The 21609-nt window shown below is 69.8% G+C and carries 20 protein-coding genes; 14 read left to right on the plus strand and 6 right to left on the minus strand.

Annotated features, from left to right (window positions below; translation table 11 throughout):
* The first annotated feature begins 37 nt into the window (after nucleotides 1-37).
* From ID574_RS38205 to ID574_RS38255, 11 genes are all read left to right on the plus strand, one after another.
* Nucleotides 38-736 carry a helix-turn-helix transcriptional regulator gene (locus ID574_RS38205; protein WP_188194075.1) on the plus strand — a complete coding sequence of 233 codons (699 nt, stop codon included), beginning with the start codon at nucleotides 38-40 and terminating at the stop codon, nucleotides 734-736.
* Entirely contained in the window at nucleotides 733-2145 is a 1413-nt protein-coding gene (sufB, locus tag ID574_RS38210) for a Fe-S cluster assembly protein SufB (protein ID WP_188193896.1), read from the plus strand. The genes ID574_RS38205 and sufB overlap by 4 nt, the downstream gene beginning before the upstream one ends.
* Complete coding sequence (gene sufD / locus ID574_RS38215; RefSeq protein ID WP_188193897.1) at nucleotides 2146-3270, plus strand: Fe-S cluster assembly protein SufD; 1125 nt, start codon at nucleotides 2146-2148, stop codon at nucleotides 3268-3270. It abuts the gene before it with no gap.
* Nucleotides 3267-3587, plus strand: coding sequence for a non-heme iron oxygenase ferredoxin subunit (locus tag ID574_RS38220; RefSeq protein ID WP_188193898.1), 321 nt, complete (start codon nucleotides 3267-3269; stop codon nucleotides 3585-3587). The genes sufD and ID574_RS38220 overlap by 4 nt, the downstream gene beginning before the upstream one ends.
* 6 nt (nucleotides 3588-3593) lie before the next feature.
* The gene (gene sufC / locus ID574_RS38225; RefSeq protein WP_188193899.1) at nucleotides 3594-4340 is read left to right on the plus strand and encodes a Fe-S cluster assembly ATPase SufC; all 747 of its coding nucleotides are present in this window, start codon (nucleotides 3594-3596) and stop codon (nucleotides 4338-4340) included.
* Nucleotides 4337-5593 (plus strand): cysteine desulfurase, encoded by a 1257-nt coding sequence (locus tag ID574_RS38230; protein WP_270094316.1) that lies wholly within the window; start codon nucleotides 4337-4339, stop codon nucleotides 5591-5593. Before sufC ends, ID574_RS38230 begins: the two co-directional genes overlap by 4 nt.
* A 2-nt stretch (nucleotides 5594-5595) precedes the next feature.
* A complete protein-coding gene (gene sufU / locus ID574_RS38235) occupies nucleotides 5596-6036 on the plus strand; it encodes a Fe-S cluster assembly sulfur transfer protein SufU (RefSeq protein WP_188193900.1) in 441 nt (146 codons plus the stop codon).
* 56 nt (nucleotides 6037-6092) lie between these two features.
* Nucleotides 6093-6392 (plus strand): metal-sulfur cluster assembly factor, encoded by a 300-nt coding sequence (locus ID574_RS38240; RefSeq protein WP_223167543.1) that lies wholly within the window; start codon nucleotides 6093-6095, stop codon nucleotides 6390-6392.
* A gap of 307 nt (nucleotides 6393-6699) precedes the next feature.
* Nucleotides 6700-8589, plus strand: coding sequence for a DEAD/DEAH box helicase (locus ID574_RS38245; RefSeq protein ID WP_223167504.1), 1890 nt, complete (start codon nucleotides 6700-6702; stop codon nucleotides 8587-8589).
* A gap of 199 nt (nucleotides 8590-8788) precedes the next feature.
* Nucleotides 8789-11236 (plus strand): glycoside hydrolase family 2 protein, encoded by a 2448-nt coding sequence (locus ID574_RS38250; RefSeq protein ID WP_188193902.1) that lies wholly within the window; start codon nucleotides 8789-8791, stop codon nucleotides 11234-11236.
* The gene (locus ID574_RS38255; protein WP_188193903.1) at nucleotides 11233-12228 is read left to right on the plus strand and encodes a glycoside hydrolase family 5 protein; all 996 of its coding nucleotides are present in this window, start codon (nucleotides 11233-11235) and stop codon (nucleotides 12226-12228) included. The genes ID574_RS38250 and ID574_RS38255 overlap by 4 nt, the downstream gene beginning before the upstream one ends.
* Here ID574_RS38255 and ID574_RS38260 read toward each other — a convergent pair.
* The 4 genes from ID574_RS38260 to ID574_RS38275 form a co-directional block, all read right to left on the minus strand.
* A complete protein-coding gene (locus tag ID574_RS38260) occupies nucleotides 12218-13174 on the minus strand; it encodes a carbohydrate ABC transporter permease (protein ID WP_188193904.1) in 957 nt (318 codons plus the stop codon). The two genes, ID574_RS38255 and ID574_RS38260, sit on opposite strands and share 11 nt — an antisense overlap.
* Nucleotides 13174-14085: a carbohydrate ABC transporter permease gene (locus ID574_RS38265; protein WP_188193905.1), complete on the minus strand. Its 912-nt coding sequence runs from the start codon at nucleotides 14083-14085 to the stop codon at nucleotides 13174-13176. The genes ID574_RS38260 and ID574_RS38265 overlap by 1 nt, the downstream gene beginning before the upstream one ends.
* A 57-nt stretch (nucleotides 14086-14142) precedes the next feature.
* Nucleotides 14143-15405 (minus strand): extracellular solute-binding protein, encoded by a 1263-nt coding sequence (locus ID574_RS38270; protein ID WP_188193906.1) that lies wholly within the window; start codon nucleotides 15403-15405, stop codon nucleotides 14143-14145.
* 263 nt (nucleotides 15406-15668) lie between these two features.
* Nucleotides 15669-16703, minus strand: coding sequence for a LacI family DNA-binding transcriptional regulator (locus ID574_RS38275; RefSeq protein ID WP_188193907.1), 1035 nt, complete (start codon nucleotides 16701-16703; stop codon nucleotides 15669-15671).
* Nucleotides 16704-17027: 324 nt separating this feature from the next.
* Between ID574_RS38275 and ID574_RS38280 the strand changes: the two genes are divergently transcribed.
* Both ID574_RS38280 and hisG read left to right on the plus strand, forming a co-directional pair.
* Nucleotides 17028-17291, plus strand: coding sequence for a phosphoribosyl-ATP diphosphatase (locus ID574_RS38280; RefSeq protein WP_188193908.1), 264 nt, complete (start codon nucleotides 17028-17030; stop codon nucleotides 17289-17291).
* 57 nt (nucleotides 17292-17348) lie between these two features.
* Nucleotides 17349-18194: an ATP phosphoribosyltransferase gene (gene hisG / locus ID574_RS38285; RefSeq protein ID WP_188193909.1), complete on the plus strand. Its 846-nt coding sequence runs from the start codon at nucleotides 17349-17351 to the stop codon at nucleotides 18192-18194.
* A gap of 72 nt (nucleotides 18195-18266) precedes the next feature.
* Here the strand turns inward: hisG and ID574_RS38290 are convergent, their stop codons facing one another.
* A complete protein-coding gene (locus ID574_RS38290; protein WP_188193910.1) occupies nucleotides 18267-19556 on the minus strand; it encodes an aminotransferase class V-fold PLP-dependent enzyme in 1290 nt (429 codons plus the stop codon).
* Nucleotides 19557-19587: 31 nt separating this feature from the next.
* The gene (locus tag ID574_RS38295) at nucleotides 19588-20613 is read right to left on the minus strand and encodes an EAL domain-containing protein (RefSeq protein WP_223167506.1); all 1026 of its coding nucleotides are present in this window, start codon (nucleotides 20611-20613) and stop codon (nucleotides 19588-19590) included.
* Between the two features lie 170 nt (nucleotides 20614-20783).
* Between ID574_RS38295 and ID574_RS38300 the strand changes: the two genes are divergently transcribed.
* Complete coding sequence (locus tag ID574_RS38300; RefSeq protein WP_188193911.1) at nucleotides 20784-21482, plus strand: acVLRF1 family peptidyl-tRNA hydrolase; 699 nt, start codon at nucleotides 20784-20786, stop codon at nucleotides 21480-21482.
* Nucleotides 21483-21609 lie beyond the last annotated feature (127 nt).

Raw genomic sequence — 21609 nt, forward strand, 5'->3', positions numbered from 1 at the left:
CGGGAAGGAATTACGGCACACTGATGTTGTGAAAAACATGCCCATGATGGAGCCAGGCAACGAGCGCGGCACTCGTGCCCGCGTCGCCCGGCTGATTCTTGAGCATGGTCCCGTCACGGCCGCCTCCCTGGGCGAGCGGCTCGGGCTCACGCCCGCCGCCGTCCGGCGTCACCTCGACGCGCTGCTGGCCGACGGGATGATAGAGCCTCGCACGGTGGGGCCGCGCGGTCAGCGCGGCCGCGGACGGCCGGCCAAGCTGTTCGCCATCACCGACGCGGGGCGGAGTGCTTTCGAGCACGCCTACGATGACCTGGCCGAGAGCGCGCTGCGATACATCGCCGCGCGCATGGGACAGGACGCGGTGGCCGACTTCGCCCGCGCGCAGGTCTCGAGCCTGCTCAAGCGGCTGGAGCCGGTCATGCGGACGGTGCCGGCCGACCAGCGCGTGCACGTGCTGGCGCAGGCGCTGTCGGCGGAGGGGTACGCCGCCTCGGCCACCAAGGCCAAGTCGGGCGGCGACCAGCTCTGCCAGCATCACTGCCCGGTGGCACACGCGGCCGCGGAGTTCCCGCAGCTGTGCGAGGCCGAGACGGAGGCGTTCGCGCAGCTGCTCGGCACACCGGTGCAGCGCCTGGCCACGATCGCCCACGGCGACGGGGTCTGCACGACGCACGTGAGCCCACAGTCGCTGGGCGAATCCGCACATAGAGACAAGAGCAAGGAGACCGGAAGGTGACTGTCACCGACCGCCCGGAGCTGGAAGGCCTCGGGAATTACAAGTTCGGCTGGGCCGACCCGGACATCGCGGGTGCGACGGCCAAGCGCGGCCTGTCCGAAGAGGTCGTCCGCGAGATCTCCGCGCTGAAGAACGAGCCGGAGTGGATGCTCGACCTTCGCCTCAAGGGTCTCCGGCTGTTCCAGAAGAAGCCTCTCCCCACCTGGGGCGCCGACCTGACGGACATCGACTTCGACAACATCAAATACTTCGTGCGCTCGACGGAGAAGCAGGCCGCCTCCTGGGACGAGCTGCCCGCCGACATCAAGAACACCTACGACAAGCTCGGCATCCCCGAGGCGGAGAAGCAGCGCCTCATCGCCGGCGTCGCGGCCCAGTACGAGTCCGAGGTCGTCTACCACAAGATCCGTGAGGACCTCGAGGAGAAGGGCGTCATCTTCCTCGACACCGACACGGGCCTGAGGGAGCACCCGGAGATCTTCCAGGAATACTTCGGCTCGGTGATCCCGGTGGGCGACAACAAGTTCGCCGCGCTCAACACCGCCGTGTGGTCCGGTGGCTCGTTCATCTACGTGCCGCCGAACGTCGAGGTCGAGATCCCGCTGCAGGCCTACTTCCGGATCAACACCGAGAACATGGGCCAGTTCGAGCGCACCCTGATCATCGTGGACGAGAACTCCTACGTCCACTACGTCGAGGGCTGCACCGCGCCGATCTACTCCTCCGATTCCCTGCACAGCGCGGTCGTCGAGATCATCGTGAAGAAGAACGCCCGCTGCCGCTACACGACCATCCAGAACTGGTCGAACAACGTCTACAACCTGGTCACCAAGCGCGCCGTCGCCTACGAGGGCGCCACCATGGAGTGGATCGACGGCAACATCGGCTCCAAGGTCACGATGAAGTACCCGGCCGTCTACCTGATGGGCCAGCACGCCAAGGGCGAGACGCTGAGCGTCGCGTTCGCGGGCGAGGGCCAGCACCAGGACGCCGGCTCCAAGATGGTGCACCTGGCGCCCCACACGAGCTCCAGCGTGATCTCCAAGTCGGTGGCGCGCGGCGGCGGCCGCACCTCCTACCGCGGTCTCGTGCAGATCGAGGAGGGCGCCCACGGCAGCGCCAGCACCGTCAAGTGCGACGCGCTGCTGGTCGACCAGATCAGCCGCTCCGACACCTACCCGTACGTCGACGTCCGCGAGGACGACGTCTCGATGGGCCACGAGGCCACGGTCTCCAAGGTCAGCGAGGACCAGCTGTTCTACCTCATGAGCCGTGGGCTCGACGAGGACGAGGCGATGGCGATGATCGTGCGCGGCTTCGTGGAGCCGATCGCGCGTGAGCTGCCCATGGAATACGCGCTCGAGCTGAACCGGCTGATCGAGCTGCAGATGGAAGGAGCCGTCGGCTAAATGGGCCTGAACGAGAAGCCCCTGTCGACCTTGCACGAGAAGGCGTCCTACGACCTGGCCGACTTCGAGGTCCCGACCGGGCGCGAGGAGGCGTGGCGCTTCACGCCGCTCTCGCGCCTCAAGGGGCTGCACAACGGCAAGGCCGAGCCGCACGGCAAGGTCGGCGCCGTGGCGTTCGCCCCCGAGGGCGTGCGCGTCGAGACGGTCGGCCGTGACGACGAGCGCATCGGCAAGGCGTACGTGCCGGCCGACCGCGTCAGCGCCCAGGCGTACGCCGCCTTCGAGGAGGCGCTGGTCGTGACCGTGCCCAAGGAGGCCGTGCCCGACGAGTCCGTCTCCATCAAGGTCAAGGGGCAGGGCGGCGACGGCGCGGCCTACGGCCACACCGTGATCGTGGTCGAGCCGCTGGCGCAGGCCACCGTGGTCATCGAGCACGAGGGCAGCGCGGTCTACGCCGACAACGTCGAGTTCGTGGTCGGCGAGGGCGCCACGCTGAAAGTCGTCACCCTGCAGGAGTGGGACGACGACGCGGTGCACGTCTCGCACCACCACGCCCAGCTCGCCAAGGACGCCACGTTCAAGAGCTTCGCGGTCACGCTCGGCGGCGACCTCGTGCGCCTGTCGCCCAGCGTGTCCTATACCGCGCCGGGCGGCGACGCCGACCTGATGGGCGTCTACTTCGTGGACGCCGGCCAGCACCTGGAGCACCGCCTCCTGGTCGACCACTCGCAGCCCAACTGCAAGAGCAACGTCGACTACCGCGGCGCGCTGCAGGGCGAGGACGCCCACGCCGTCTGGATCGGCGACGTGATCATCAGGGTCGAGGCCGAGGGCACCGACACCTACGAGCTCAACCGCAACCTCATCCTCACCGACGGCGCCCGCGCCGACTCGGTGCCCAACCTGGAGATCCTCACCGGCGAGGTCGCCGGCGCGGGGCACGCCTCCGCCTCCGGCCGCCTCGACGACGAGCACCTCTTCTACCTCCAGGCCCGCGGCATCCCCCACGACGAGGCCCGCCGCCTGGTCGTCAAGGGCTTCCTCGGCCAGCTCATCGAGAAGATCGAGATCGAGGAGATCCGCGAGCGCGTGATGAACGCGGTGGAGGCGGAGCTTGCCCGATGAGCGTGTTCGAGAAGGTCTGCAAGGTCGATGACATCCCCGACCAGGGTGTCCTCGGCGTCGAGGTGGGGGAGACCCCCGTCGCGCTCGTCCGCAAGGGCGGCGAGGTCTTCGCGCTGCACGATGTCTGCTCCCACGCCGAGGTGAAGCTCAGCGAAGGCGAGGTCTACGACGGCACGCTGGAGTGCTGGCTGCACGGCTCGTGCTTCGACGTCCGCACCGGCAAGCCCACCGGACCGCCCGCCACCCAGCCCGTGAACGTCTACACAGTCAAGATCGACGGCGATGACGTGCTCGTCTCGCTCTCGAAGGAGTCATAAGCAACCATGTCCACCCTTGAGATCCGCGAACTCCACGTCGCCGTCGAGGACAAGGAAATCCTGCGCGGCGTCAACCTGACCGTGACGGCGGGCCAGACCCACGCCATCATGGGCCCGAACGGCTCGGGCAAGTCGACGCTCGCCTACGCGATCGCCGGTCACCCCAAATACACGATCACCGGCGGCCAGGTGCTGCTCGACGGCGTGGACCTGCTGGAGATGTCGGTCGACGAGCGGGCCCGCGCGGGCCTGTTCCTCGCCATGCAGTATCCGGTCGAGGTCCCCGGCGTGTCGGTGTCGAACTTCCTGCGCTCGGCCGTCACCGCCGTCCGCGGCGAGGCGCCCAAGCTGCGCGAGTTCGCCAAGGACCTCAAGAACGGCATGGACGCGCTGTCCATCGACCCGGCCTTCGCCCAGCGCAACCTCAACGAGGGTTTCTCCGGCGGCGAGAAGAAGCGCCACGAGATCCTCCAGATGGAGCTGCTCAAGCCGAAGATCGCCGTGCTCGACGAGACCGACTCCGGCCTCGACGTGGACGCGCTGCGCGTGGTGTCCGAGGGCATCAACCGCTTCCGCGCCTCCGGCGAGACCGGCGTGCTGCTGATCACGCACTACACCCGCATCCTGCGTTACGTGAAGCCGGACTTCGTGCACGTCTTCGCCGGCGGCCGGATCGTCGAGGAGGGCGGGCCGGAGCTGGCCGAGAAGCTCGAGGCCGAGGGCTACGAGCAGTACACGAAGGCATCTGCATGACTGTGAACAGCTTGGACGTGGAGAGGATCAGGAAGGACTTCCCGGTCTTCTCCCGCGAGCTGCCCGACGGGCGCCCGCTCGTCTACCTCGACTCGGGCAACTCCTCGCAGAAGCCCAACCAGGTCATCGAGACCATGCGCGAGCACCTGGCGCTGCACTACAGCAACGTGGGGCGCGCCATGCACGTGCTCGGCGCCGAGTCGACCGAGGCGTACGAGGGCGCCCGCGACAAGGTGGCCGCGTTCGTCGGCGCGCCGTCGCGCAACGAGGTGATCTTCACCAAGAACGCCTCCGAGGCGCTCAACCTCATCGCCTACTCCTTCGGCAACCCCGCCAACACCGACCCGCGCTTCACCCTCGGGCCCGGCGACGAGATCGTCATCTCCGAGATGGAGCACCACTCCAACATCGTGCCGTGGCAGCTGCTCGCGCAGCGCACCGGCGCGACGCTGAAGTGGTTCGGCGTCACCGACGACGGGCGGCTCGACCTCGCGCCCGGCGTGATCACCGAGCGGACGAAGATCGTCTCGATCGCCCACCAGTCCAACGTGCTCGGCACCGTCAACCCGGTCGCCGAGCTCGCCAGGATGGCGCACGAGGCCGGGGCGCTCATCGCGCTCGACGCCTCCCAGTCCGTGCCGCACCACCCGGTGAACGTCGCCGAGATGGGCGCCGACTTCGTGGCCTTCACCGGTCACAAGATGGTCGGTCCTTCCGGCATCGGCGTGCTGTGGGGGCGGGCCGAGCTGCTGGAGGCCATGCCCCCGTTCCTGGGCGGCGGCGAGATGATCGAGGCGGTCTGGATGGACCGTGCGACGTACGCGCCGGTGCCGCACAAGTTCGAGGCCGGCACGCCGCCGATCGTCGAGGCCATCGGGCTCGGCGCGGCTGCCGACTACCTCACGGTGGTCGGCATGGAGGCCGTCGAGGCGCACGAGCGGGAGCTGACGGCGTACGCGCTGGAGGCCCTGCGCGAGGTGCCCACCCTGCGCGTGATCGGGCCGGAGACGCTGGAGGGGCGCGGCGGGACGGTGTCGTTCACGCTGGAGGGCATCCACCCGCACGACGTCGGGCAGATCCTGGACGACCAGTTCGGCGTCGCCGTGCGCGTCGGCCACCACTGCGCGCGACCGCTGCACCTGCGGTTCGGAATACCCGCGACCACGCGGGCGTCGTTCTACCTGTACAACACCACGGGCGAGATCGATGCCCTGGTGCGCGGCCTGCATCACGTTCAGAAGGTGTTCGCATAGCCATGATCGGCGAGTCGATGTACCAGGAGCTGATCCTGGAGCACTACAAGCACCCGCAGGGGCGGGGGCTGCGCGAGCCGTACGACACCGAGGTTCACCACGTGAACCCCACCTGCGGCGACGAGATCACGCTCAGGGTCAAGGTGGGCGACGCCGGCAAGATCCTGGACGTCTCCTACGACGGACAGGGCTGTTCGATCAGCCAGGCCGCCGCCTCCGTGCTGCACGAGCTCGCCACCGGCTCGACGGTCGAGGAATCGCTCTCCGTCGTCGAGGAGTTCACCCGGCTCATGCAGGGCAGGGGACAGGTTGAGGCCGACGAGGAAGTGCTCGGTGACGCGGTCGCGTTCGCGGGTGTGGCCAAGTTCCCGGCGCGCGTCAAATGCGCGTTGCTTTCCTGGATGGCCTACAAGGACGCTGTTGTGAGGAGTGCAGCCCAGTGAGCAAGCCAGTGGAGACGCCGACCGATTTCGACGGTGAGGCCACCGTCGAAGAGGTCATGGAGGCGCTCAAGGACGTCGTCGACCCCGAGCTCGGCATCAACGTCGTCGACCTGGGCCTCGTCTACGGGCTCAACCTCGACCCGGCCGACGGCGGCAAGCCCGTGGCCACCATCGACATGACGCTGACCAGCGCGGCCTGCCCGCTGACCGACGTCATCGAGGACCAGGCCCACTCCGCCCTGGACGGCATGGTCTCCGACGTGAAGATCAACTGGGTCTGGCTGCCGCCCTGGGGGCCGGACAAAATCACCGACGAGGGGCGCGAGCAGCTCCGTATGCTAGGCTTCAACGTCTGATCTTTTCTGCTGTAACGGCTGACGTAAAGCGTCAGCCGCTTCAGCGTGCCAATAGAGGGTTTTCGGAAGGTCCGAACCCGGTCGGGAAATATCCGATAACATCCCGGCGTTGGTAACAGATGTACCCGACGTCTCATTACACGTCTCGCATCGCCTGCGGCCGGTGCCCGGTGCATCCCCCCTTTGTGATCGACCCGCCCCGGTGGCGGGTGTCCTGAACCATGTACGGCGTGTGCCGTACCTCCCGGCTCGTCCTTTCGCAGAAGTGACGTGCCACTTCGACGGAAAGGCACGATCTTTCGTGACCATGCTTGACGCTGTCATGCCCTCGCTCGACGAGACCGCCACCGACTCTCCGGTCGAGGCGGCCCAGGAGCGCGGCCCCTCCGAGTTCGAGCTGCTGGGCCTGCCCAAGCCGCTCGTCACCGGGCTGGCCCGGCAGGGCATCGACAGTCCCTTCCCCATCCAGAGCGCGACCATCCCCGACGTGCTCGCCGGCAACGACGTGCTCGGCCGCGGCCAGACCGGCTCCGGCAAGACGCTTGCCTTCGGCCTGCCCACCATGGTCCGCATCGCCGGCGTGAAGCCCGTGCCGGGCCGCCCCCGCGCGATGATCCTCGTGCCGACCCGCGAGCTCGCGCTCCAGGTCCACGACGCCCTCGAACCCCTCGGCCGCGGCCTCGGGCTGCGCATGAAGGTCATCGTCGGCGGCATGTCCATGGGCAAGCAGATCGAGGCGCTGCGGCGCGGCGTCGACATCGTCATCGCCACCCCCGGCCGCCTCGGCGACCTGATCCGGCAGGGCGAGTGCTCGCTGTCCGACGTCGAGGTGAGCGTCCTGGACGAGGCCGACCACATGTGCGACCTCGGCTTCTTCCCCGTCGTCACCGAGCTGCTCGCGCAGACCCCGGCCGACGGGCAGCGGCTGCTGTTCTCCGCCACGCTCGACGGCGACGTCGACAAGCTGGTGCAGCGCTTCCTCAGGAACCCGATCACCCACTCCGTGGCCCCGGCGACCTCGCCGGTCGACACCATGGAGCACCACGTGATGCAGGTCACGCGTGACGACAAGTTCGACGTCATCGCCGAGATCGCCAACCGTGAGGGCCGCACCATCATCTTCGTGCGCACCCAGCACGGCGTGGACCGGCTGTGCAAGCAGCTGGCCAGGGTCGGTGTCAAGGCGGGCGGTCTGCACGGCGGCAAGCGCCAGAACCAGCGCACCCGCATCCTCGCCGAGTTCCGCGAGGGCTCCATCAACGTGCTGGTCTGCACCGACGTCGCGGCACGCGGCATCCACGTCGACAACATCAGCCTGGTGCTGCACGTCGACCCGCCCCAGGACCACAAGAGCTACCTGCACCGGGGCGGCCGCACGGCCCGCGCCGGTGAGAAGGGCACCGTGGTCACGCTCGTGCTGCCCAGCGAGCGCCGCTCGACCGACGCGCTCACCCGGCGCGCCGGGATCCACCCGTTCCGTCTCAAGGCCACCCCGGGACATCCGCGGGTCGCCGAGGTGACGGGCGCCCGCACGCCCAGCGGCGAGGCCATCCCGGTGTGGGAGCCGGACGTCCGCAAGCCGCTCCGTCCCCGGCGCGAGGGTGGGCACGGGGGTTCCGAGCGCCGCGGCCGCCGCGGTCGCAGGGACTTCGACGGCGAGCGCCGTCCCCGCCGCCACGATGAGGCCGGCCGCGGGGATGAGCGTCGCCCGCGCAGGCACGAGGACGGCGACCGGCCGTTCGGGGCCGGTCGGCGGCACGGTGAGGGCGAGCGGCCGTTCGGGCACGCGCAGGAGCCGCGGACGATCAGCGACGACCGCCGCCGCGACGGCCGTCCTGGCGGCTTCCGCGGTGAGCGGAGCTACCGCGACGAGCGCCCGTTCCGTTCCGATGACCGCCCCTTCCGCCAGGACGGCCCCTTCCGTCAGGACGGCCCGTTCCGCCAGGACGACCGCGGCCAGCGAGGCGGCGGCTTCCGCTCCGAGGACCGCGGCGGCCGCTACGGCGCCGACCGCGGCCGCCCGTTCTCGGCCGACCGCGACCGCGGCTTCCGCACCGACGACCGTGGCCCGCGTGACGGCGTCCGCGCCGACGACCGCGGCCCGCGCGACGGCTACCGCTCCGGCGGCGGTCGCGGCGACGACCGTGGCAACGGCGGTTTCCGCCGCAACTCCTCGGGCCGCCGCTACGAGCGCTGACCGACGGGCCTGAGCAGGCCCCGATCCCGCGTCAACCTGCCCGCCGTACCTCGTCCATCGCGAGGTGCGGCGGGCAGTCTCGTTTGCGGGCCGACACCATATGAATCGGTTCAGAAATCCGGGCTGCCGAGCACTGTAATAGGGGAATAGGTGCTGATATCTTGCCTATTGCCTCAATCGACGTCCGGAGAGTTGTTCCATGGGTTTTCAGCGCGCCTTGCACGAGTCATGGACCGTCCAGGCGGTAGACGGCGACATGGGCGCGCCTGCCCCCGTGCCGGCCGCCGTGCCCGGGTGTGTGCACACCGACCTGCTCGCCGCCGGTCTCATTCCCGACCCCTACCTGGACGACAACGAAGACGGACTGGCCTGGATCGGCCGCACGGCCTGGCGCTACGAGACCGTCTTCGACTGGTCGCCGACCGGCCACGAGCGGACCGACCTGGTCTGCGAAGGGCTCGACACGGTGGCGCTGATCGAGCTGAACGGCGCCCGGGTGGGCGAGACGGCCAACATGCACCGGTCATACCGCTTCGACGTCCGGAATCTCCTGCGCGAAGGACAGAACCGGTTAAGAATCATGTTCAGCTCGCCGTACGAATACGCCGAAAGGCTCCGTGAAGAGCTGGGGGAGCGGCCGGGGTCGTACGCGGAGCCGTACCAGTTCATCAGGAAGATGGCCTGCAACTTCGGCTGGGACTGGGGGCCGACGCTGGTCACGGCGGGGATCTGGCGGCCCATCGGGCTGCACGCCTGGAGCGGGGCCAGGATCGCCCAGGTGCGGCCGCTGGTCACCCTCGGGGATGGGGCCGCCAGGGTGGACGTCCACGTCCAGGTGGAGAAGGCCGGACCCGTCGAGGTGACGGCGACGATCAAGGGCGTGTCGGGACGTACCGTGATTCCCGAGGGCCGCAGCGAGGCCGTCATCACGCTGGAGGTGCCGGAGCCGGAGCTGTGGTGGCCGAGAGGGTACGGCGAGCAGGCGCTCTACGACCTCGAGGTGACGGCCGGCGAGGACGTGTGGCACCGGGAGATCGGCCTCCGCGAGGTGCGGCTGCGCACCGAGGGCGGCGCCTTCACGCTGGCCGTCAACGGCGTCGACGTGTTCGTCAGAGGAGTGAACTGGATCCCCGACGACTGCTTCCCCACCAGGGTGACCCGCGACCGCTACGGCGTCAGGCTCGCCCAGGCGTGCGAGGCGGGCGTCAACCTGGTCCGGGTGTGGGGCGGCGGCCTGTACGAGAGCGAGGACTTCTACGACCTGTGCGACCGGCTCGGGCTGCTGGTCTGGCAGGACTTCCCGTTCGCGTGCGCCGCCTACCCCGAGGAGGACCCGATCGGGGGCGAGGTGGAGGCCGAGGCCCGCGAGCAGGTCGCCCGGCTGAGCCCGCACCCGAGCCTGGTCCTGTGGTGCGGCAACAACGAGAACATCGAGGGGTACGCCGACTGGGGCTGGCAGGACTCTCTCCGGGGACGCAGCTGGGGAGGCGGCTTCTACCTGGAGACGCTGCCGCGCATCGTCGCCGAGCTGGACCCCACCCGCCCCTACTGGCCCGGCAGCCCGTACTCGGGCTCCATGGACCTGCCGCCCAACGACCCCGGCCACGGCACCATGCACATCTGGGACGTGTGGAACCGGCGCGACTACACCGTCTACCGCGACTACCGGCCACGCATGGCCGCCGAGTTCGGCTTCCAGGGGCCTGCCGCCTACGCCACCATCCGCCGGGCGATCAGCGACGAGCCGCTGATGCCCGACTCCCGCGGCATGCTCCACCACCAGAAGGCGATCGACGGCAACCTCAAGCTGGCCGCCGGCCTCGAGCCGCACTTCCCCGTCCCCGAGACCTTCGACGACTGGCACTACCTCACCCAGGTCAACCAGGCGCGCGCCATCCAGTTCGGGGTCGAGCACTTCAGGGCCCTGTGGCCGGACTGCGCGGGCAGCGTGGTGTGGCAGCTCAACGACTGCTGGCCGGTCACCTCATGGTCGGCCGTGGACGGGGACGGCAGGAAGAAGCCGCTGTTCCACGCGCTGCGCCGGGCCTACGCCGACCGGCTGCTGACCGTGCAGCCGCGCGACGGCGGCCTGGCGGTGGTGGCCGTCAACGACACCGGCCGCCCGTGGCGGGCGTCGGCGCGGGCCGTACGGCACGGCTTCGACGGCGCCGCGCTCGCGGCGCAGGACCTCGCGCTGGAGGTGCCGCCGCGCGCCGCCGTCACCCTGCCGCTTGCCGTGTCCGTCGCCGCGGCGGAGGATCCGGCGAGCGAGCTGATCACCGTCGAGCTCATGGCGCACGCCGGGCCGTCGCCCGAGCCGAGCGCTGCGGCGGGCGGGCCGCCCGTGGGGCGGGCGCTGTGGTTCTTCGCACCCGACCGGGACCTGCGGCTGCCCCAGCCGCGCTACGACACGGCGACCGAGCGGGTGCCGGAGGGGGTCCGGCTGACCGTCACCGCCCGCACCCTTCTGCGCGACCTGGCCGTCTTCCCCGACCGGCTGGACCCGGACGCGCAGGTCGACGACCAGCTCGTCACGCTGCTGCCGGGCGAGCGGGCCGAGTTCCTGATCCGCACGGCCGGCCTGGACGAGCGGGCCCTGGTCCGCGCGCCGGTGCTGCGCTGCGTCAACGAGGTGGTGACGAGATGAGACGGTACGGGTTCAACCTGCAGTGGATGTTCTGGAAGGAACCGGGCGCGGAGCCGGCGCCCGTGGACGAACGGACGCTGGACGCGATCGCCTCCTGGGGCTTCGACTTCGTCCGCATGCCCTGCGACTACCGCTTCTGGACCGACGGGCTGGACTACGCCCATCCGGACGAGCGGGTGATCGAGGTGCTGGACGCCTATCTCGCCGCCTGCCGCGAGCGCGGCCTGCACTTCTCGCTCAATCTGCACCGCGCCCCCGGCTACGTGATCACCGGCTGGGAGAGCGAGCACCACAACCTCTGGGCCGACCGGGAGGCGCAGGACGGCTTCAGCGCCATCTGGACCGGCTTCGCCCGCCGCTACCGGGGCGTGCCCGCCGACGAGCTCTCCTTCGACCTCGTCAACGAGCCGCCCTCGGTGGGGGAGCGGGGCTTCACCAGGGCCGCCCACGAGACGGTGATCCGCCGCGTCGTGGCCGAGGTCCGGCAGGCGGATCCGGACCGGCCGATCGTGATCGACGGGCTGGGCGGCGGCCATCTGGCCATGCCCGAGCTGGCCGACCTCGGCGTGGTCCACAGCACCCGCGGCTACCAGCCGATGAGGGTCAGCCACTACCGGGCCGAGTGGTGGCCGGGCTCACAGGGCCTGAGCGAGCCCCGCTATCCCTGCGACTACGAAGGACGGCACTGGGACAGGGCCGGGCTGCGTGACTTCTACGCCCCGTGGCGGGCGGTGGCCGGGCAGGGCGTCCCCGTCCACGTGGGCGAGTTCGGCTGCTACGAGCACACGCCGAACGACGTCGCGCTGCGCTGGCTGTCCGACGTGCTCGGCGTGTTCGCCTCCTTCGGCTGGGGGTACGCGTTGTGGCAGTTCGAGGGGCCGTTCGGGGTGATCGGGCACCGGCGGCCCGGCGCGCGCTTCGAGAAGCTCGACGGGTTCCTGGTGGACAGGGACCTGCTGGAGCTCCTCCAGGCGCACCGGGTCAGCCCTTGAGCCCGCTGAGCGCGATGCCTTTGGTGAAGTACTTCTGGAAGATCAGGAAGAAGACGATCGTCGGAACCGACGCGAGCAGCCCGCCCGCCATGATCGCGCCCTGGTGGTCGGGCCCCCCGAAGTAGGAGTTGAGCCTCGCCAGCGCGACGGGGATGTTCGCCATCTCGTCGCTCTGCACGATGATGAGCGGCCACAGGAAGTTGTTCCACTCCGCCAGCACAATGAAGATCGACATCGCGGCGAGCGCCGGCCGCAACAGCGGCAGCACGATCTTCCACCAGATCCGCCACTCCCCGGCGCCGTCCACCCTGGCCGCCTGGATCAGCTCGTTCGGTATCGACTGCAGGAACTGCACCAGGAAGAACAGCACGAACGCCTTGGCCAGCGCCGGGACGATGTAGGCCGTGTAGCTGTCCAGCCAGCCCAGATTCCGCATGATCACGTAGTTCGGGATCAGCGTGGTCTGCCAGGGCACCATCATCGAGGCGATGATCAACAGGAAGATGGTCCTGCGCCCCTTGATGTCGTGCTTGGCGATCACGTACGCGGCCAGCGAGCAGATCAGCAGCGACCCGACGGTGATGCTGGTCGTTATCACGAGGCTGTTGAACATGAACCGCCAGAACCCGAAGTCCACCTGATAGCGCTGGAATATGCCCTGCAGGTGGCCGGGATTGATCGCGTGCGGGCTCCACTCCGGGTCGTAGAAGTTGGCGAACGTGGGAGACTCGGGCACGAACGACGGCGGCGTCCTGGCCAGCTCCCTCGGTGGTTTGAACACCGTGATGAGCAGCCAGTAGAACGGCGCGATCATCGTCAGCGCCAGCAGGTAGAACGGCAGGCGCAGCAGATGCCCGTTGATCCGGGAGCGCCGGCCGCCGCCGGTCTCCGTCCTGTGCGGGGACTGCTGGACCGGGGCGATCGTGTCCATCGGGGCGACGGCCATCACAGCTCCTTCATGGCGCGGCCCACGCGCAGGTTGATGAGGCTGATCACGAAGATGATCAGGAAGAGCACCCAGGCGATCGCGGAGGCGTAGCCCAGCCTGAAGTGGGTGAATCCCTGGTCGTAGAGGTAGGGGACGATCATCAGGCCCGAGTCGAGCACGCCGCCGATGGTGTTGGCGCCCTGACTGAAGACGATGTAGACGGCCTCGAACACCTGGAAGGCGCCGATCAGGCCGGTCACCACCACGTACGTGGTGACGGGGCGCAGCAGCGGCAGGGTGATGTGGCGGAACTGCCGCCAGGTGGAGGCGCCGTCGATCTTGGCGGCCTCGTAGTACTCCTGGGGGATCGAGCCGAGCCCGGCCACGTACAGCACCATGCCGTAGCCCATGCCGCCCCACACCGACATGAGCACCAGGATCGGGATCGTCAGGCCCGGTGTGGCCAGCCAGGCGACGGCATTGCCGCCGAACCAGTCCACGATCGTGTTGGCCAGGCCCACGTCGCTGGGGTACAGGACCCACTTCCACATCAGCATGAGCGCGATGGAGGAGGTCACCGAGGGCAGGAAGAAGACCGTGCGCATGATCCTGTGCAGCCAGCCGGTGCCGTTGAATGCCAGCGCCAGGCCCAGCGACAGCAGCGTGCCGAGCACGACCGAACCCACCACGTACAGGGCGGTGTTGCCCAGCGCGTGGCGGAACCTGCCGTCCGACGCCAGCTGCACGAAGTTCTCCACACCGGTGAACGTCGCGGGGTTGATCCCGTCGAACTTGGTGAAGCTCAGGTAGAGCGAGTTGGCCAGCGGCCAGAGCAGGAACCCCGCGAACAGGGCGAGGAACGGCAGCAGCATCGCGTACGAGGTGCCGTAGCGGCGCAGCCTGCCGCGCAGGGGGATGGGGGAGGCCATGTCAGACTCCTGGATCAGGGGCCGGGACCGGGCCACGCCGGTCCCGGCGCGGGGTGGCTATCCGGCGTTGCGCTCCATGACCTTGGCGGCCTCCGCCAGCGCGGTCTTGATGTCCGCCTTGCCGAGGATCGCCGACTGGAGCTGCTTGGTCACGTCCGGCGCGCTCTCGTCCCAGCCGGGGCAGCCCGGCGCGGCCTTGCCCGTCTTGATCGCGGTCTCGAACACCTGGGCCTGCTCAGGAGTGAACACCGAGCCGTTCACGATCTTGTCGGGGCGCGGCGGGATGTAGGAGATGTTCCGCTTCCTGGCCTCGTCCGCGATCGCGGTGATGGCTTCGTCGGTGTACATGAACGTGACGAAGTCCGTGGCCGTCTGGACGTACTTGCTGAAGGAGGTCACGCCGATGGCCCGGCCGCCGATGAACGTGGTCGGCCCGGCGGGGCCCGCGGGGATCGTGGTCATCGCCCACTTGCCCTTCAGCTTGGGCTTGTTGACGTCGAGGCCCTTGGCGATCCAGTTGCCCGCCACCACCATCGCGGTGCCGGTGTCCAGCGCGTCGGCGCCCTCCACGGTGGCGGTGGGCGCGCCGTGCTCGCGGTAGAGGTCCACCCAGTACTTCAGCGCCTGCTCGGCCTGCGGGGTGTTGAGGGAGGGCTTGCAGTCGGGGGTGTAGAAGGAGCCGCCCGCCTGGTAGAGGTAGTTGAAGTAGCCGATCCAGTCGAGGTTGCCCCAGTCCTGGCCGTAGGGCTTCTTGATCCCGGCCGCCTTGAGCTTGCCGATGGCCGCGGTCAGCTCCTCCCAGGTCTTGGGCGGCTCGACCTTGGCCTGCTCCAGCAGGTCGGTGCGGTAGTAGAGGGCGAGGGTCGACATGTCCAGCGGCACGCCGTAGACCGAGCCGTCGGGGGAGACGGCCGACTCCCACTGGGCGGGCAGGGCCTGCGACTTGAGCGAGTCGGCGCCGTGCTTGCGCAGGTCCACCATGGCGCCCCTGGCGCCGAACTGGATGGTCCAGGTCATGCCGCCGGAGATGATGTCGGGTCCGTTGCGGCTGGTGGCCGCCGCCAGCAGCTTGGCGTACGCGTCGGACCACGACAGGGTCTGCACCTTGACCGTCACGTTCGGGTGCTTCTGCTTGTAGAGGTCGGCGGCCTTCTGGAAGGTCGCGGTCTCGTCGTCCCCGCCCGTGGACCAGAAGGACAGGGTCACGGGGGCGTTCTGGTTCTGGTCCGCCTGCTGGGTCTGCGTCTGGCCGCTGGTGGCGCAGGCCGCGGTCAGAGCCGCCAGCAGGAGCGTGCTGCAAGCTGCCATCGTTCGTCGCATGGGCCATCCGATCTATCGGTCGGATGGGCGCCTTCTGGGAGCGTGCGGATGTGCGAGGGCATCCCACGACCGGCGCCCAATTCATATGTGTAGGGATCTCACCACTTAAACGGGTAAGTTACAATAGGTGGGCGCCAAGGTTGCTGGGATGTTTCTCCTCGACAGGACCTCTGGCCAGTGGCTACATGGCTTGTGAAACGGTTCGGTCACATCCCCGCGCGGGGCAAGCCCCCCGCCCGGGACATCCAAAGAGGATGAGGCGTTCAGAGTGCCGGGGAAGCCAGCTTCCCCGCCGGAGCGGTGCTGCCCCGGGGCAGCAGGCTCGCCGGCGGCCCCTCCAGGCTCCCCGTCTCCCCGGTTTCGATCAGCCTGAGCAGGGCCCGCGTGGCGTGCGCGCCGCCGGCGGGGATGTCCCGGGTCACCGCGGTCAGCGACGGCCGCACCACCTGGGAGAGCGGCGAGTCGTCCCAGGCCACGATCGACAGGTCGGCGGGGACGTCGAGGCGCATCTCCTGGGCGACCGACAGTCCCGCCACCGCCATGATGTCGTTGTCGTAGACGATCGCGCTGGGCCTGGCCCGGGAGCTGAGCAGCCGCCGGGTCGCCCGGGCCCCCTGCTCGCCCGTGTAGTCGGTGTGGACGACCTGATGCTCGGTCACGCCCGACTCGGCGCAGATCTCCGCGAACGCCTCGTCCCTGATCCTGGTGTGGAGCAGCGCCGGCAGCCCGGCCACCCTGGCGATGTGCCGGTGGCCGAGCGCCGCGAGATACTCGATCACCTCGCGCAACACGACCACCTCGTCCGACCACACCGCGGGCAGCGAGCCGGTGCCCGACGGGTGCCCGGTCACGACCGCGGGCATGCCGAGCCGCTCGACCACCGGGATCCGGGGATCGTCCACATGCAGGTCGACCAGGATCGCGCCGTCCACCCTCCCCTCGCCCCACCAGCGCCGGTAGACCGCGATCTCGGCCTCGTGGTCGGGCACCACCTGGAGCATCAGCGCGCACGAGCTGGCCGCCAGCTCGCCCTCGATGCCGCTGATCAGCTCCATGAAGAACGGCTCCACGCCGAGGAAACGCGCGGGGCGGCACAGGACGAGTCCGATGGCGTCCGCCCTGGCGCCGCTGAGCGAGCGCGCCGCCAGGTTTGGCCGCCAGCCGATCTCCCGGGCGATCGCCTGGATGCGCGCCCTGGTCTCCTCGGAGACGCCGGGCAGGCCGTTCAGCGCGTAGGAGACGGCTCCCTTCGACACGCCCGCCCGTTTGGCGATGTCCGCGATCGTCGGCCTTTTCACCCGTGCTCCTCTCTGAACGTTTCACTGAACCGTATCAGCGGTGGCCGGGGAACATCTCGTACGCCGCGTCTTGCCAGCCGTCACCGCCCCATGAAGAGGAGCAGCCGGTGTTCGTTGACAGGAGCGGGTGGAGCCGGTGTTCGAGACGCCGGCGTACTTCGACGGGGTCAACTTCGCCGCCTGCAACCACTACGCCGGCGAGAAGGAAGGCGAGGAAGACTCTCGGGTGATCCGGCGCCGTCTCGCGTGGCGGACGCGAGGCGGCGTCACCCACTGGCGCAGACTAAGCTTGTCAAGCACGTCAGCCGATCCACGAGAGTGATCATGAAGACCTTCGAAGAGCTGTTCGCCGAGCTGTCAGACAAGGCCCGGACCCGGCCCGCGGGCTCGGGCACCGTGGCCGCGCTCGACGCCGGCGTCCATGCCATCGGCAAGAAGGTCGTCGAGGAGGCCGCCGAGGCCTGGATGGCCGCCGAGCACGAGTCGGACGACAGGGCCGCCGAGGAGATCTCGCAGCTCCTCTACCACGTGCAGGTGCTCATGATCGCCAAAGGCATCGGTCTCGACCAGGTCTACAAGCATCTGTAGGGCGCCGAGCGCCCGCCGCCAGCCCCTGGAGATGCGAGAGAAACCGAGGACCTGACCATGCTGCGTCTGGCAGTACCCAACAAGGGCGCCCTGAGCGAGGCCGCCCAGCACATGCTCAAGGAGGCTGGCTACCGGCCCCGCAGGGACAGCAAGGAGCTGTTCGTCGTCGACCAGGACAACGGCTGCGAGCTGTTCTTCCTGCGTCCCCGCGACATCGCCGTCTACGTCGGGGAGGGCACCCTCGACGTCGGCATCACCGGCCGTGACATGCTGATCGACTCCGGCGCGCCGGTGGAGGAGGTCATGCCGCTCGGTTTCGGCGCCTCCACCTTCCGCCTGGCCGCCGCGGCCGGCACGATGACGTCGGTCAACGACCTCAACGGGCGGCGCATCGCCACCTCCTATGCCGGTCTGCTCGAGAAATACCTGTCCGACGAGGGCGTGGACGCCCGCGTGATCAAGCTGGACGGCGCCGTCGAGACCGCGATCAGGCTCGGCGTGGCCGACGCGGTCGCCGACGTCGTCGAGACCGGCACCACGCTGCGCAACGTCGGCCTGGAGGTGTTCGGCGACCCGATCATGCACTCGGAGGCCGTGCTGATCAAGCGGGAGGGCGTGCCGGAGACGCCCGGCGCCGCCCAGCTCGTCCGCCGTTTGCAGGGCGTCGTCCACGCCCGCGACTTCGTCATGATGGACTACGACATCCGCGCCGAGCGCATCGAAGAGGCCATCGCGCTCACGCCGGGCATCGAGGGCCCCACGGTCTCGCCGCTGCACCGCGAGGGCTGGGTCGCCGTCCGCGCCATGGTCCGCCGCAAGGGCCACCAGCAGATCATGGATCAGCTGTGGGACATCGGCGCACGAGCCATCCTGGTCACCGACATCTACGCCTGCCGCCTCTGATCTCCGTCCCCGCTCGCGGGGGCAACGGCGACCGCCGCCGGACGGCAGGCACGTCCTGCCGTCCACCAGGTTTCATCGCAGCCCCGCCACCGCCTTGACCGCCTGGTCCACCTGCTCGGGCGTGGTAACGATGCTGGTGCCGAAGCGCAGCAGCGGCTCGCTGTACGGCGTCACGCTGGTCACGATCTTCTGCCCGTGCAGCCGCTGCACCGCCTCCAACGGCTGCATGCCGCTGATCGAGCAGCACACCAGCCCCGCCGACAGCTCCGGCGACTGCGGCGTGGCCAGCGTGACGTGCGGGATCCCCTTGAGCCCCGCCTTCAGCCTGGCGGCCAGCTCCTGCGTGCGCGCCTGGACGCGGTCCTTGCCGATGGCCGTCATGAACGCGAACGCCTGCGGCATCGCCCACCGGTGCTCGAAGGCCTTGTAGCCGCCCGGCGTGACCAGCTCGGCCGTGCTCGCGCCCGGCGACCCGCCGCTCTGCCAGGCCTCGAAGGCGGCCTGGCTGAAGCTGGGGATGATCGGGGCGAGCGCGTCCCAGGCCCTGCCCCACACGATGCCGGTGCCGCGCGGGCCGAACAGCCACTTGTGCGTGCCGCTGGCCAGGAAGTCGCAGCCCAGGTCCGCCACCCCGTCGGCCATCGCGCCGAACCCGTGCACCCCGTCCACGCACAGCAGCGCCCGGTCGCCCTCGTCGCGGCCCTTGTTGGCCTCGGCCAGCATGTCGGCGATGGCCCGGACCGGCACGCGGACGCCGGTGCTGGAATGCACCCAGGTGATCGCCACCACCCGCGTGCGCGGGCCGAGCCCGTCCTTGATCGCCGACACCATGCGGTCGGCCGAGGCCTTCGCCGGGTCGTCGTACAGGCGGACCCTGCGCACCTTCGCGCCCGTGCGCTCGGTCAGCAGCCGCAGGCCTTCGTGGGTGGCGAGGAAGTCGTGCTCGGTGGTCAGCACGTCCTGGCCCGGGCGCAGCCGGAGGCCGGAGTAGAGCAGGCCGAGGCCCATCGTGGTGCTGTCGGTCAGCGCGACATCACCGGGCCGGCCGCCCAAGTAGTGGGCGGCGACCTCGCGAATCCCCTGGTCGGGATTGCCCGGAGGCGTGTACTCAGGGTCGGCGTCCAGGCCGTCCCGGTGCTTGCCGATCGCCTCGCGGACCGCCGCCGGAGCCGGGGCCAGCACGAACGCGGCGAACTGCGCGTACGCCGGATCCAGCATGAACTGGGCCCGGACGGACACCCAGTCCGTGGGGTCGAAGGTCGTCTTCTTCGGGGTCGGCGCGGGCGTGGCGGGCACGGGCGTGCAGGCGGCCACCCCGGCCAGCACCCCCGTGCCGAGGAGGGCCCGTCTGTTCAGGCGCATGCGTCTTTCATATCGGGCCGGAGAGCCTTCGTCAGCTTCTGACCGCGGCCACTTCCCTGATCAGGTCGGAGACGCGGACGATCCCCAGGCAGCGGTTCATCTCGTCGGTCACGACCAGGTCGTCGTAGACGCGGCCGGCGTCCTTGCCCGCCGCCTGCATGGCCGCGATGGCCGGGGTCGTGCGCGGGACCGTACGCGGCGGGTCGGCCAGCCGGTGAGCCGGCTTCGACCCGTGCAGGGCGTGGCCGAACCGAGCCGCGAACGACAGCAGGAACCGGCTGCGGTCGAGGCTGCCCTTGGGCCGCTGGAACTCGTCCACCAGGATCACGCTGGTGATCGTCGGCTCGTGCCCGAACGCCTCCACGGCCTCCTCCGCCTTCGCCTCCGCCGGCAAGGTCACCGCGGGGATCAGCAGCTCCTGAACGCGCGGGCCCAGGACGGCCGCGTCCGGCGAGGCGCCGGCGATCGGGAGCGGCACCCGTACCTTGCCGTCGGGGGCCGGCGCGAGCAGGGGGCCGTGCGCGAGCCGCACGCCCAGGCCGCGGACCACCGCGACCTGTGACTCGCGCTCCACGCCCGGCGCCATCACGTGCGCGCCGATGCCGCGCGCCAGCGTGACCACCGACCGTGCCACCGCGGTCGCCCGGTGGTCGGCCGGGATCCGAGCCACCAGCTCCGGGTCCAGGGCCAGCAGGTACGGCGAGGAGTCCGTGACCACCTCCAGCGAGGCCCCGGACGAGCCCACGTCGGCGAATCCCAGCAGGTAGCCGATCGATCGCAGGCCGTTGAGCCCGATCTTCAGCAGCGGCCGGTCCTGCTCGTGGCACGCTCCAGTGAGCAGCAGGATGGCCTCGCGAGGATGCCTGCCCGCCCGGCGGAGCGCCTCGTGCAACGGCGCGAGCGCCCCCGCGCCCGACAGCACCACGTGGACGGGCAGCTCCAGGATCATGGGCAGCGGCGTGGCCCGGAGCGTGCCCGCGGGGTCCACGACGGCGGGGTTGGCGATGACGGCCCCGGTGTCGAGGTCCACCAGGGGGCTGGTGAGCAGGGAGGACACCCTCAGATCATCCGGCCATCATCTGGAGTCACAGAAGGCCCGCGAAACAAAATTAACCGACATTTACGCTTTAGTTCCCCACTAACTGAGAGGGGAATCCGGTTCGGTATCCGGGGCGCGGCTGACCTGCGGATGCGTCGCCCGTCCCACGGTCCGCTAGCCTTCGAGGCATGAGTGCGCGTCCGGCCAAGGGTGGTGGCCGGTGGGTCACCGTGCCGCCCGAGCGCGTGCACCCGTGGATCGACGGCTTCGCCGAACGCCACGGGCCCTTCTCCGCGACGGGCGACGGCAAGGTGGTGCGGCTGAGCGCCGCCGACGGTGCCCTGGCCGAGCTCCACGTGCCCTTCCCGCCCATGCGGCCGGGCCCGCCCCACGTCAGCAACCTCGTCGCCCACGCCCGGGCCGAGCGGCGGGTGGGGGTGTTCCTGGTGCGGCTCGGCGGCTACGCGGCCGGCGTCTTCCACGGTCCGGCGCTGGTGGCGTCCAAGGTCGGCTCGCGGCTGGTGCAGGGCCGCACGGCGGCCGGCGGCTGGTCGCAGCAGCGCTTCGCCAGGCGGCGGCGCAACCAGGCGGACAAGGCGTTCGACGACGCGGTGGAGACGGCGGTGCGGGTGTTGTCGCCGCACCTGGGGGAGCTGGACGCGGTGGTGCTCGGCGGGGACCGCCGCGCTGTGGACGCCCTGCGCGGCGACCGGCGCCTTGCCCCGCTGCTCGCGCTGGAGGCCGAGCCGTTCCTGGTGGTGCCGGATCCCAAACTGGCCGTGCTCCGCGACACGCCGGCGTCCTTCCGCGCCGTCCGGATCCGGGTGGTGGACCCACCCTTGGCCGACTCCGTCGAACGCCTCCCGCGTTCGCCCGCCGCGACATAGCCCTCATAGCCCGATGAAGTCGAAGAGCGACTAATCCGCAACGCGGCCCATTATTCGCGGCAAAACACACCGCAGCACTTCCCGTAAATGTGGAAAAGGTCAGATAGCATGCTGGCGGCCGGGGGAA

The sequence above is a fragment of the Nonomuraea sp. SYSU D8015 genome, assembly GCF_008065375.1.
Lineage (GTDB): Bacteria > Actinomycetota > Actinomycetes > Streptosporangiales > Streptosporangiaceae > Nonomuraea.

Coding starts and splice junctions, on each gene's coding strand:
- sufD (WP_188193897.1), top strand. CDS start 2,146: ATGGGCCTGAACGAGAAGCCCCTGTCGACCTTGCACGAGAAGGCGTCC.
- sufU (WP_188193900.1), top strand. CDS start 5,596: ATGATCGGCGAGTCGATGTACCAGGAGCTGATCCTGGAGCACTACAAG.
- hisG (WP_188193909.1), top strand. CDS start 17,349: ATGCTGCGTCTGGCAGTACCCAACAAGGGCGCCCTGAGCGAGGCCGCC.
- ID574_RS38255 (WP_188193903.1), top strand. CDS start 11,233: ATGAGACGGTACGGGTTCAACCTGCAGTGGATGTTCTGGAAGGAACCG.
- ID574_RS38230 (WP_270094316.1), top strand. CDS start 4,337: ATGACTGTGAACAGCTTGGACGTGGAGAGGATCAGGAAGGACTTCCCG.
- ID574_RS38290 (WP_188193910.1), bottom strand. CDS start 19,556: ATGCGCCTGAACAGACGGGCCCTCCTCGGCACGGGGGTGCTGGCCGGG.
- ID574_RS38265 (WP_188193905.1), bottom strand. CDS start 14,085: ATGGCCTCCCCCATCCCCCTGCGCGGCAGGCTGCGCCGCTACGGCACC.
- ID574_RS38270 (WP_188193906.1), bottom strand. CDS start 15,405: ATGCGACGAACGATGGCAGCTTGCAGCACGCTCCTGCTGGCGGCTCTG.
- ID574_RS38300 (WP_188193911.1), top strand. CDS start 20,784: ATGAGTGCGCGTCCGGCCAAGGGTGGTGGCCGGTGGGTCACCGTGCCG.
- ID574_RS38280 (WP_188193908.1), top strand. CDS start 17,028: ATGAAGACCTTCGAAGAGCTGTTCGCCGAGCTGTCAGACAAGGCCCGG.
- ID574_RS38245 (WP_223167504.1), top strand. CDS start 6,700: ATGCTTGACGCTGTCATGCCCTCGCTCGACGAGACCGCCACCGACTCT.
- sufC (WP_188193899.1), top strand. CDS start 3,594: ATGTCCACCCTTGAGATCCGCGAACTCCACGTCGCCGTCGAGGACAAG.
- ID574_RS38250 (WP_188193902.1), top strand. CDS start 8,789: ATGGGTTTTCAGCGCGCCTTGCACGAGTCATGGACCGTCCAGGCGGTA.
- ID574_RS38240 (WP_223167543.1), top strand. CDS start 6,093: ATGGAGGCGCTCAAGGACGTCGTCGACCCCGAGCTCGGCATCAACGTC.
- ID574_RS38205 (WP_188194075.1), top strand. CDS start 38: ATGCCCATGATGGAGCCAGGCAACGAGCGCGGCACTCGTGCCCGCGTC.
- ID574_RS38220 (WP_188193898.1), top strand. CDS start 3,267: ATGAGCGTGTTCGAGAAGGTCTGCAAGGTCGATGACATCCCCGACCAG.
- ID574_RS38260 (WP_188193904.1), bottom strand. CDS start 13,174: ATGGCCGTCGCCCCGATGGACACGATCGCCCCGGTCCAGCAGTCCCCG.